Here is a 12,170-nt window from a genome sequence, read left to right as displayed (position 1 = left end):
GCTGAGGAGTAAAATGGTGTAAGACCAAATATCAAAACTGCTATTTACCTGATTCTTGTCTAACAACTGTGATGTAAACAGCCAATGAACTCTCCCCAACCTCCCCACAAGTCACAAACTATACTAGGTCAACTGACTCAAGCTGTACATACTATTCAAGCTAGGGTTGACTTTTCTAAACTGGCACTCAAGCCTAATGCCAAAGTACCAGAACTCTGGGTGCAGGATGCAGGGGCAGATAAGGCGGAAACTTATCCATTGTTGGGCGATCGCTATATCCTCGGTCGCAGTTCCAAATCCTGTGATATCGTCGTTCGTAACCCAGTTGTCAGCCAAATTCATCTATCCTTAACACGGGATTCGTCACAACGTACCCCCGTGTTTGTGATCAAAGACGAAAACTCGACAAATGGTATCTATCGCGGTAAACGGCGAGTTCAGAGTTTAGAACTACGTCATGGCGATATTTTCACCCTAGGCCCCCCAGAACTAGCAGCATCAGTGAGATTGCAATATTTCGATCCACCACCTTTGTATGTGAAAGCCGCAACTTGGGCTGGTTATGGGCTTGGTGGCGTTAGTGCCTTATTAGCATTGGTGATTGGGGTAGAATGGCTGAAATTTTCTGTGCGTCCTTTACCTACAGCTAGCCGCGCGCCTATAGTCGTTTATGCTGGCGATGGTAGCACTCCTTTACGTCAGCCTCGGATTGTGGCACACGTAGACAAGAAAAATTTAGAAGAGTTTGGCCCCTATTTACCTGCGGCAGTCATAGCTTCTGAGGATAGTCGCTATAATTGGCACTTTGGGGTTGATCCCTTGGGTGTGCTACGGGCAGTGTTCATTAATACTCGTAGCGGAGGTGTGCAGCAAGGTGCTAGCACCATTACCCAACAGGTGGCTCGTAGTTTGTTTCGTGACTATGTAGGCGCGCAAGACTCCCTAGGACGTAAGTTAAGAGAAGCAATTGTTGCCCTCAAATTAGAAACTTTTTACAGCAAAGATGAAATTCTGCTGACTTACTTAAATCGGGTATTTCTAGGGGCAGATACCTCTGGTTTTGAGGATGCGGCTCAATATTACTTTGAGAAGTCAGCTAAAGACTTAACTCTAGCGGAAGCAGCAACATTGGTAGCAATTTTACCGGCTCCCAACGGATTTAATTTTTGTGGGAATAGCCCCAGGCGGCTAGATGCAGCAGACTACCGCAACCGTGTAATTAAACGGATGCTGGAAATGGGCAAAATCTCCCCAGAGGAAGCCAACCGCGCTAGAAGATCCACTGTCCAAGTTAGTCCAAAAGTATGTGAGCAGCAAGCTAAAACTATCGCTCCTTATTTTTATGACTATGTGTTTCAGGAACTAGAACAGATACTCGGTGAAGGTGCAGCTAGGGAAGGAAACTTCATAATTGAAACTCAGCTAGACCCAAGAATACAAGCACAGGCGGAAGCATCTTTACAAAATGCCGTCAACACCGCCGGTGCTAGTTTTCGGTTTTCTCAGGGCGGAATGGTGACACTGAACACCAGAACAGGTAGTATTTTGGCCATGGTGGGCGGTACTGATTATCGCCGCAGTCAGTTTAATCGGGCTGTGCAAGCTAAAAGACAACCCGGTTCTACTTTTAAAATTTTTCCTTTCACTCAGGCACTGTTACAAGGTATACCAACATCTAGGAGTTATTCTTGCGCTCCTTTGACTTGGCAAGGCTTTACTTATCGTCCCTGTCGTTCTGGTGCTGGTGGCAGTTTAGACATGATTACGGGATACGCACTTTCAGAAAATCCCATAGCCCTGCGGATAGGTAGGGAAGTCGGGCTGGATAAGGTGGTAGCTTTAGCCCATCGCATGGGGGTAAAGTCATCACTGGAAGCAGTACCCGGTTTGATATTGGGTCAAAGTGTAGTTAATGTATTAGAGATGACAGGGGCTTTTGCGGCGGTGGCAAATCGTGGCGTGTGGAATCCTCCCCATGCTATTAGTAGAATTTTAGATAGTGGTGATTGTAGCGATCGCAATGATTTAAAAACCTGCCGTGTCATCTACTCCTTCGACCAAAATCGAGAAGCCAACAAGCAAGTCCTACCTACAGGTGTTGCTGCTCAAATGACGAATATGATGCAGCAGGTAATCACAAGGGGTACTGGACGCAGTGCGGCCATTGGACTGGGGGAAGGAGGCAAAACAGGTACAACCGATAGAAACGTTGACTTGTGGTTTATCGGCTTTATTCCCAGTCGCCGATTAGCCACAGGTATCTGGCTCGGCAATGATGATAATTCTCCCACCTCTGGGAGCAGCGCGCAAGCTGCCCAATTATGGGGAAATTATATGAGGAGAATTACACGTTGAAGTCATTAGTCATTAGTCATTAGTCATTAGTCATTATTCATTAGTCATTAGTCATTAGTTTTTCCCCCTGCTCACGGCAGTCCGCTCAAGTCGGGAAACCCGCCCACGCGGCTGCCTCCCCTGCTTCCTCAATTAGTCGTATCCCTGCCAAGGACTGACTTCTAATTGTCCATTAGGTTTAAATATCACTTGGAAGTGAGCTAGAGGTTCGCTACTGTTGGGAGCGGCTGCATTTGAGCCATAGACTGCTTGAAACATCTTTGGTAAAGGTGTTTCGCGGAAATAGTCAAAGGCGACTTGATTGAGTGGCTCATAATCGGCAATTGTGCCTTCTTGATTAATCGCCACCCGATACTTTAAGTCTTTGGTATAGTTGGGAGTGCTAATTGCAGTTTGCCGGAGTGTATCATATAGCTTGGTGTTTAAAGCTTTGATAGCATTCGGTTCAGTGATTTTAGCCCCGATGACTTGGGGTGTGCTGGCATAACCCCGCCAAGGACTGACTTCTAACACACCTTTGCTAGTAAAAACTACTCTAAACTGGGCAATTGGCTCATTAGCGATGGGAGTACGTCTAGCAGGATTGTATAGTAAGTTAGGCAGAGGCGTTAATTCTATAGCGGTGTTTGCCTGTTGGTTGACTGCTTTATATCCCACAATCGCACCATCCGCAGCTACACCCACGCGATAAACTAAATCCTGATTAATTCCTGAACGGCTATTCCAAACTGGATCAATTTGGTTCCAAACTTGACGATTTAAAGCTTTGAGTTGAGACGGATCGGTTATTTCATTAACTGTATTTAAAAGTGCTTCTAAATCTTGAACTGTCGGCTGTGTGGCAGCTGTCGCAGTTGTGGGAAAGTTTGGTGTGGGTTGTGCAGATGCTAAGGGTGTGGTGGTTGGTGTAGGTGTGGCGGTTGGTGTTGTTTCAGCTAAGGGTGTGGTTGTGGGTGTTGTGGTTGGATTGGTTGTCGGAGTAGTGTAACTTTGCTCCTCTGTTTTGGTTTCTGGGGGACGCATTTCTGGGGCAGGAACAAAACTAAAGGCGATCGCTGCCACAGCTAAACTAGAAACACCAACAGTTGCGGGTACTGCTTGCTTTAATACAACTTGACTGGTACCACCATAACGTCTAGTCACTGGTTGTAATTCTAGTGATAACTCCGGTAAAGTTTGCGTGTCAGCAAAAAACTGATCTACAGCTTCCACTAAATCAAACAACTGTACCGTATTTAAATCTATTTGCATCGGTTGTTGATGCTGAGAATTAAATTCCTCTGGTGCATTCTCATAATGTACTATCAGCCTATGTCGGTTATGGTCGATTTTTTGTAACTCCACTAACTCAGAATCTTGGTTATGTGCTTGTGGATTCGGCACATTACTTAAAAATTCTTGAGCATAACCACTCACAGCCCGCACCAAACTTTCAAAAAATTCTCTTCCCCCCACTAAAGGCTGGGTGTGTCCAGATATATAACATTCTGCATTTACCAATATTGACAGTTCAGGGCGCAATTCCTGAAATTGTGCGCCCCTATTAGCATCACTTAATCCTTCTAACAGCACCGTACAATTAGGTAAACTGTACTTCCTTTGAATGTTCATTCTACTTCCCCATCAAATAGACTGATCCAGAATCGCTGCATTCCAGCTGTGCCAGTACAAAATAGCAGTTGTCCTAAGAGATTTATAGCTAATTCATTTAATTTTTCATCAGAAGTTAATGCTAAAGCACCAATGCGCCGAGCATTCATTCTGCTTTTAAAATGCGCTCTAAACCTTTCTAGGTAAGTAGATAAGCGTAAATTTTGTTCTAAAGGAATTTGCTTTTCGTTGAGTTGTTGACAAATGATCAGCATTTGGCGGATAACTACTGTTAAACGCCGTGCTATGTAACAGGCAATCACCACTAAGGCTTTTGCCTCCATAATGGTTAAAGGGCGACGAATATGCGCTCTGCGGATGGGGTTAGAAGAGCGCATCCGCCACAAGTTCACTCTGTCTTTAATAATTCCTTTTAAATCTAATTCTTCAGCAAAAGCTAGGATGGCTTCCGAACCACCCAATTCTAAAGCTTCGATCGCCAGTAAAATCAGATCAATTTGCATCCTAGTTCTAGCCGGACATCCCTGCCCAGGAATGGCAGGATCTGGTAGAGCGTCCAAAATCATCGGTAATGAGGGGGGGGTTGGACTGTTGAACGGCGTTAAGCTGGCAGAAACATTCATTCGATCAAATACCTTGTGCGGCTCCAATAAATCAAATAAAACTAGGAGAACTAACTTTAGGATATCTAGCCAAACAGCAAGATGAAACTGGTGGCAGTAGTCAGGCTACTAGATATATACATTTACATAGTTGTTCTACTCTCAAGTTGTTCTATACGTAAATTTCAGTTTTTAAAGCATAATTTTACTCTTTTATGTCTTGAGTATAAATCCATCTCTTAGCTTGGTTTAAATTCTCAGTATCGTCAATAGATGGCGAAACCTAGGCATTGATCCCAAGCGTATGACATTATAGTGTACGATTTTTCAGGTGACTGGGGACTGGTGATTGGGGATGAGGAAGATGTAGCTTGCTTCTCTTAAGAGACGCTACGCGAACGTGTAGCGTCTCCGTAGGATTCACCCGTAGGGTGGGAGATGAGGAAGCAGGGGAGGCAGCCCCGTGGGCGGGTTTCCCGACTTGAGCGGACTGCCGTGAGCAGGGGAAAATCTTCTGCCTTCTGCCTTCTGCCCGATGCCCAGCCCAGTCTCCAATACCCAATACCCAATAACTCAGCACTATGGATCTAAAATCTCTTATTCGCGACATCCCTGATTTTCCAAAGCCTGGAATTTTGTTTCGTGATATCACTACTTTACTGCGCGATCGCGATGGATTGCGATATACTATTGACTTTTTAGCAGAAAAATGTATTGAGACTGGTTTGACTATAGATTATGTTGCGGGTATGGAATCAAGGGGGTTCATTTTTGGCACCCCCTTGGCTTATAAATTAGGGGCTGGTTTTATTCCTGTGCGTAAAAAAGGTAAGCTACCAGCAGCAGTTCATTCGGTTGAATATCAACTAGAGTATGGTACTGACTGTTTGGAAGTGCATCAAGACGCTTTACATCCAGGTAGCCGAGTCTTGATTGTAGATGATTTGATTGCTACAGGTGGTACAGCCAGTGCTACAGCTAAGTTAGTCCAGCAAATCGGCTGCGAATTAGTCGGGTTTGGGTTTATCATCGAGCTACGGGATTTACAAGGGCGCAAATATCTACCAGATGTGCCGATTATTTCCGTAGTTGAATATTAATGATTAGTCCACAGTCAACAGTTCATACTCCATAACCCATAGTTTCAAAGTTAGCAATTGACTAATGACGATTACACATTGATTAATTTTGAATGAGAGAATTTTGAATTCGGAGCGAAGCGACGTGACATCTACACGAATTTCTTGGGATAGAAGTTGGGACTGGTTGATCAGGTTTGTCACCAGCGAAACGTTTATTTATGTGATTAAGCGAATCTTACAAGCGTTGTTAACTTTATTGTTAGCATCGGCGTTGTCGTTTTTCATCATGAAATTATCACCAGGTGACTATGTAGATACGCTGCGACAAAATCCCAAAATTTCCCCGGAACGTATTAATGAACTCAAAAGACAGTTTGGTTTAGATAAATCTTGGCTAGAACAGTATGGGCTGTGGTTGTGGCGGATTTTTACCAAGGGTGATTTTGGCACGAGTTTTGTTTATCAGCGTTCAGTTGCGTCTCTGCTATGGGAAAGAATACCCGCTACTTTAATGTTGGCGATCGCTTCTTTATTTGTCACCTGGGCGATCGCAATTCCCTTGGGTATCGTGGCGGCTGTCAAGCAAAATAAAGCCACTGACAGAATTTTACAAGTGATTAGCTACACCGGACAAGGATTCCCCAGCTTTATAACTGTGCTGTTTCTCCTGATCTTTGCCCAATACACCACGCCTTTATTTCCCGTCGGTGGTATGACCAGCATTGATCACGCTGATTTATCTTGGTTTGGTAAAATCCTAGATATTGGCTGGCACATGATTTTACCGACTATAGCGTTAAGTATCACCAGTTTTGCTGGGTTACAACGCATCATGCGCGGCGAATTATTAGATGTGCTAAGGCAAGACTACATTCAAACTGCACGCGCCAAAGGGCTACCAGAAAATCGCGTGATTTACGTTCATGCGCTACGTAATGCGATCAACCCCCTGATTACTTTGTTGGGTTTTGAGTTAGCCGGCTTATTAGGTGGTGCATTTATCGCTGAACAGTTCTTTAACTGGCCGGGTTTAGGTAGATTAACTTTACAGGCGGTAATTGCCAAAGACCAATATTTAGTCATGGCTAGTCTAGTCATGAGTGCCGTATTGTTGAATGTAGGCAACTTAATGGCAGACTTATTACTGAAAGTAGCCGACCCCCGCATCCGTCTTGAAGCATAATTTTAGTCATTAGTCAATGGCCATTATTCATTAGTTATTAGTTTTTCTTCCTCCGCTCCCCTGCTCCCTCATTCCCCTCACCTCCCTTACCCAGTCCCAGAGATTCTTTAATTTTGAATTTTGAATTTTGAATTTTTAATTGATTCCTCCCCATGCTGTCCGAAGTCTATTACCTAGTACGTTCAAAAGCTGACGGTCGTTATCTTACAGCCCGCCCCGGCGAGGAAACATCGGGTTATTTGTTACTATTTCGGGAAAATTTTGACGCTTTAACCTATCTCAATACCCACGCCGCAGAAGTAGCAAACCGCTTTGCTGTAGAGTCTATTCCTGGTACACAGTTAGGCAGTTTGCTTCAACGCTGGGGTTTTACTGGTGTGGGTGTTGTAACTGATCCGTTGTTACCTAAAGTGGATTTTCTCCAGCACAGATGAGCGTAGCAATTTTGGACTAGAGTTATGGTTTGTAGTCAGCACTTTAGTGCTTTCATTTTGAGGACTAAAGTCCTCACTACAAACCCAACATTGATGCTAATGGTTCAAGTTGGGTTTACAGTTTACCCAACCTACTTTTCTAGTCCCTAAACTACCACCTTCTCTAACATCAACTTAGAACGCTTCACTTGTTCAGGAATCGCTACCGGATAATCTCCGGTGAAGCAAGCAGAACAGAAACTATTGGTATCTTCTCCGGTGGCTATTAGCATCCCTTCCCAACTGAGATATGCTAGTGAGTCTACTTCTAGCTGCTGGGCGATTTCTTCTACAGATTTGGTAGCCGCAATTAGCTGATCTTGGGTATCTGTATCAATACCATAGAAGCAGGGATGAGTCACAGGTGGTGAAGAAATCCTCATGTGTACTTCTGCTGCACCAGCTTCACGCAAGGCTTTAACCAGTTTGCGGCTTGTCGTACCCCGCACAATTGAGTCATCAACGATAATCACCCGTTTACCCGCGAGTACATCTTTAAGCGGGTTAAGTTTCATTTTAATACCCGACTCGCGCATAGTTTGGGTTGGTTGAATAAAGGTACGCCCAACATAGCGATTTTTGATCAATCCTTCACCGTAAGCGACACCAGAAGCTTGAGAAAATCCAATTGCCGCAGGTATGCCAGAATCAGGGACACCAAAAACGATGTCAGCATCTACATAGGATTCTTTTGCTAGTTGTCGCCCTAAACGCATCCGATAGCTATACAGACTCTCGTTGTGCATTTGGCTATCAGGACGGGCAAAATAAATCATCTCGAAAATACACAGCTTGCGCTGGGGTTTTTCACTCCAGTGGAAGGAAGCTAAACCTTCTTCGGTAATCCAAACTACTTCTCCTGGTTCTACGTCGCGGAGATATTCTGCACCAATAATATCTAAGCCGCAGGTTTCGGAAGATAAAACATAACGGACGGGATTACTAGGTAATGTTCCAATGACTAAGGGACGAATGCCATTAGGATCGCGCACACCCATCACACCTACGGGAGTCCCGATTACTAAGCTAAACGCACCTTGACAGCGATGAAATGCCTGAATCGCACCTTCTAACCAATCTACACCTGTGTTAATGGCTTGTGCGATCGCAAAGGCAATCATTTCTGAGTCGGTAGTAGTCACTAAGTTACAATTGGTCTTGAGTAACTCTTCTCGTAATTCTATTGTATTGACTAAATTGCCATTATGTGCTAAAGCTATTTTACCCAAGCGTGTGTCCACTACAGCAGGTTGGGCGTTAACTCTGCGGCTAGAGCCGGTGGTGGAATAACGAGTATGACCAACGCCGATACTACCGGGTAACTCTTCCAAAATGGATTCACTAAACACTTGAGACACCAAGCCCATGTCTTTGTGTAGATGGACTTGCTCCCCTTCAAATGTGGCAATGCCGGCTGATTCTTGACCCCGATGTTGGAGGGCATACAATCCAAAGTAGGTCAGTTTGGCAACATTTTGTCCGGGTGCGTAGATGCCGAAAACGCCGCAAGCTTCTTCTGGCTTGTCAGGACGATTTTCCAAACTATTGATTGAGTCGTTGGTATGTTGGGCGTACTCATCCAAAGTGACGGAATCAATGGGAATCATGCTAGCTTTGCTCCTGGTTGGGGTGTCAAGTCACTGGGATTATTTTTATGAACCGGATAGTGGTGCTAATCTTAATAAATCTTTAACCATCCATTAAAACAGTACCTTAAATGTGTCCAAAGTTGCTATTGGTTTGAGGGAATTAATCAATAGTTGGGAGGACTGGGGACTGGGGATTGGGGACTGGGGATTGGGGACTGGGGATTGGGGACTGGGGATTGGGGATTGGGGACTGGGTACTGGGAAAGAATTTCTCCCTTGTCTCCCTCATCTCCCTCACCTCCCTCATCTCCCCTACTCCCTACTCTCTACTCTCTTAGATAAATTAACCGTCTAGCGATCGCATGTTGATAGCGATCGCTCATCTGTTCGATACTAACTTGAATTATGCTGTGGTTATCAGTGGTCAAAACCCCCAATCCTGTGTCGATATTACCCACTGTTCCCAATTGTTGCCATTCTTCACCTAGATGCTCCTGTAAATAGGATTCCCAAATCTCTTGCTGTGCAGGGGATACAGACACAATAATTCTTGTGCCACCTTCACCAAAAAGTAATTCATCTAAACGTTGTGACTGAGTGGCTTCTAGATAAATTTGCGCCCCCAACTTACCAGCCAAGCAACATTCTGCTACAGCAATAACTAAACCACCCTCAGCACAATCATGGGCTGAACGTACCCAACCAGCACGGATACCTTCACGACAAACTTTTTGGACACGACGTTCTAATTCAAAATCTACCTTAGCTGGTCTACCTGCGACAGTGCCGTGAATGCTAGCTAAATACTCAGATGCGCCCAAACTGCTAGGAGATGAACCCAGAAGGTAAATGATATCTCCGCTAGCTTGCCAACCTTGACCGCAAATTTTGGTTAAATCAGGTATTAACCCTACCATCCCCACAACGGGAGTTGGATAAATCGGTTGAGGATTACCTTGAGCATCAAGGGTTTCATTGTACAGCGAAACATTACCCCCTGTTACCGGAGTTGCCAATTCTCGACAACCTTCCGCCAAACCTCGACAAGCTTCTGCTAATTGCCAGTAACCAATGGGTTTTTCGGGACTGCCAAAATTCAGGTTATCTGTCACCGCCAAAGGTTCTGCACCTACGCAGCTAAGATTACGTGCTGCTTCTGCGACTACTGCCTTAGCTCCCTCATAGGGGTCAAGGTAAACATAACGAGAATTACAATCAACAGTAGCAGCCACACCACTTTGAGCATTAGCAGTTCCCCCTTGCTCCCCTGCTCCCCTGCTCCCCTGCTTCTCTAGGGGACGTAAACGTACTATTGCCGCATCTGCGCCACCAGGGAAGACAACGGTGTTATTCTGCACTTGATGGTCATACTGACGATACACCCAATTTTTAGAGGCGATGGTCGGTGTATCGAGTAAAGTTAATAAAACGTCATGCCAACTTTTTACAGTACCTTGAATTTCAATACCGTTTGTGGTGCAAGTTGGCAAAGTATCAGGCGACCATTCCCAAGCTTTAATAGCATATTCTGGTGGTTCTGTCAATAGCTCACGTTCATAAAGCGGCGTATTTTCTGCCAAAGCATCCGCCGGAATTTCTGCTGCAACTCCACCTTGATATAAAATCCTGACGATGGGTTCTGCAATTACCGTACCAGCAACAACGGCGTGTAGTCCCCAACGGTGGAAAATATCAATTAACTCTTGTTCGCGTCCTTTGTGGGCGACAAACAGCATCCGTTCTTGGGACTCTGACAGTAGATATTCATAGGGAACCATTCCCAATTCCCGCACCGGAATTTTATCTAAGTCAAGTTCGATACCTACGCCACCTTTGGCCGCCATCTCGGAAGTAGAACAGGTAATACCAGCCGCACCCATATCTTGAGCGGCTACTACTGCACCTGTTTTAAATGCTTCTAGACAAGCTTCAATTAAAGACTTTTCTAAAAAGGGGTCGCCTACTTGCACCGCCGGACGGTCATCTATAGATTCATCGCTTAATTCCGCACTGGCAAAACTCGCGCCTCCCATGCCATCGCGTCCGGTGGTAGAACCTACATATAACACCGGATTCCCTAGACCAGATGCCCCAGATTTGACAATTTCTGGTGTTTCCATCAATCCTAACGCCATGACATTGACTAAAGGATTCCCAGAGTATGCTGTGTCAAAATAAACCTCACCGCCTACAGTGGGAACACCTACGCAATTCCCGTAATGGCTTATACCAGAAACTACGCCAGAGAACAGCCTTTGAGTTTTGGGGTCGTCTAAAGAACCAAACCGCAGAGAGTTTAACAAAGCAATGGGACGCGCCCCCATTGTAAAGATATCTCTGAGAATACCACCGACTCCGGTAGCTGCTCCTTGAAATGGTTCAACGGCTGAGGGATGGTTATGAGACTCAATCTTAAATGCTAGTTGCAGTCCCTCACCTAAGTCTACCACCCCAGCATTTTCACCAGGCCCTACAAGGATGCGGGGGCCAGTTGTGGGGAACTGTTTGAGTAGAGGACGAGAATTTTTATAGCAACAATGCTCAGACCACATTACGCCAAACATTCCCAGTTCGGCTTTGTTGGGATGACGACCTAAACGACGCACAATTTCTGCATATTCTTCGGGTTTAATACCTTCAGCAGCAATTTCTTGAGGGGAAAAGGGAGCAGGAGATGTAGCAGTCATGGAAATAATGCACCAATAGTACAGAGCATTATTGTATAGCAGGAGGCAAGAGGTAGGAGGTGAGCCACTGCGGTAGACGGGTTCCCCGGCAGATACAGGACTGACGCAACTGGCATATTAGTAGGGTGCCTCAGATATCAAAAATACGTTTATTGAGAATGGTGCAAGATATCAGACAGGCGATCGCACGCTTTCCCCTTCTGACATAGCCTCGTCCGAAGGTAATGTTTCAATTTAATTAAAAAGTGTAATTTCTGTCACAATAATGTCCCAAATTATGTGTTGTCATATATCTTTAGGAATAGATTTTTTCTATGAATGCAGTAAATTTCTCTATCTTAAGTGATAAGAATCACTGAATTTATTGATTTAGATCGTTTTACTTATATAACCAATTTGTAAATATTTAAGTATTACTGAACTCTAGCCGAGTCATTAATAGGGAACACACTAATCGCCGACATTCCGTAAAAGAGGTTGTCGGCTTTCTGTTTGGGTAATGGGGAGGCAGGGGAGGCAGGGGAGCAGGGGAGGCAGGGGAGGCAGGGGAGGCAGGGGAGGCAGGGGAGGCAGGGGAGGCAGGGGAGG

9 protein-coding genes are annotated in these 12,170 nt (G+C 45.0%); 4 read left to right on the top strand and 5 right to left on the bottom strand.

All coding sequences use genetic code 11. The features are described from left to right. Positions 1 to 84 precede the first annotated feature (84 nt). Entirely contained in the window at positions 85 to 2,355 is a 2,271-nt protein-coding gene (locus A3775_RS05325) for a transglycosylase domain-containing protein (protein WP_066381373.1), read from the top strand. 132 nt (positions 2,356 to 2,487) lie between these two features. Here A3775_RS05325 and A3775_RS05320 read toward each other — a convergent pair whose 3' ends face one another. The 3 genes from A3775_RS05320 to A3775_RS24040 all read right to left on the bottom strand — a co-directional run bounded on the left by A3775_RS05320 (position 2,488) and on the right by A3775_RS24040 (position 5,148). Continuing rightward, positions 2,488 to 3,966: a DUF4335 domain-containing protein gene (locus A3775_RS05320; RefSeq protein WP_066381376.1), complete on the bottom strand. Its 1,479-nt coding sequence runs from the start codon at positions 3,964 to 3,966 to the stop codon at positions 2,488 to 2,490. Continuing rightward, the gene (locus A3775_RS05315) at positions 3,963 to 4,589 is read right to left on the bottom strand and encodes a DUF3038 domain-containing protein (RefSeq protein ID WP_066381379.1); all 627 of its coding nucleotides are present in this window, start codon (positions 4,587 to 4,589) and stop codon (positions 3,963 to 3,965) included. The genes A3775_RS05320 and A3775_RS05315 overlap by 4 nt, the downstream gene beginning before the upstream one ends. Before the next feature lie 289 nt (positions 4,590 to 4,878). After that, a complete protein-coding gene (locus tag A3775_RS24040) occupies positions 4,879 to 5,148 on the bottom strand; it encodes a hypothetical protein (protein WP_156481570.1) in 270 nt (89 codons plus the stop codon). A 1-nt stretch (position 5,149) separates the two neighbouring features. Here A3775_RS24040 and A3775_RS05310 point away from each other — a divergent pair, with 1 nt between their 5' ends. The 3 genes from A3775_RS05310 to A3775_RS05300 all read left to right on the top strand — a co-directional run bounded on the left by A3775_RS05310 (position 5,150) and on the right by A3775_RS05300 (position 7,267). Next, complete coding sequence (locus tag A3775_RS05310; protein WP_066381381.1) at positions 5,150 to 5,668, top strand: adenine phosphoribosyltransferase; 519 nt, start codon at positions 5,150 to 5,152, stop codon at positions 5,666 to 5,668. A 124-nt stretch (positions 5,669 to 5,792) separates the two neighbouring features. Next, positions 5,793 to 6,833 (top strand): ABC transporter permease, encoded by a 1,041-nt coding sequence (locus A3775_RS05305; RefSeq protein WP_066381382.1) that lies wholly within the window; start codon positions 5,793 to 5,795, stop codon positions 6,831 to 6,833. A 152-nt stretch (positions 6,834 to 6,985) separates the two neighbouring features. After that, positions 6,986 to 7,267, top strand: coding sequence for a hypothetical protein (locus A3775_RS05300; RefSeq protein WP_066381384.1), 282 nt, complete (start codon positions 6,986 to 6,988; stop codon positions 7,265 to 7,267). Between the two features lie 146 nt (positions 7,268 to 7,413). Here the strand turns inward: A3775_RS05300 and purF are convergent, their stop codons facing one another. Further along, on the bottom strand, positions 7,414 to 8,913 hold the full coding sequence (gene purF / locus A3775_RS05295) for an amidophosphoribosyltransferase (protein ID WP_066381386.1): 1,500 nt from the start codon (positions 8,911 to 8,913) through the stop codon (positions 7,414 to 7,416). A gap of 308 nt (positions 8,914 to 9,221) precedes the next feature. Continuing rightward, positions 9,222 to 11,582: a phosphoribosylformylglycinamidine synthase subunit PurL gene (gene purL, locus A3775_RS05290; protein ID WP_066381390.1), complete on the bottom strand. Its 2,361-nt coding sequence runs from the start codon at positions 11,580 to 11,582 to the stop codon at positions 9,222 to 9,224. Positions 11,583 to 12,170: the final 588 nt, after the last annotated feature.

Origin of the sequence: Anabaena sp. 4-3, assembly GCF_001597745.1 — a bacterium.
In the GTDB taxonomy this organism is placed as follows: domain Bacteria; phylum Cyanobacteriota; class Cyanobacteriia; order Cyanobacteriales; family Nostocaceae; genus Trichormus.
The sequence above is the reverse complement of the archived record's forward strand: the minus strand, read 5'-3'. Positions and strand labels throughout refer to the sequence as shown.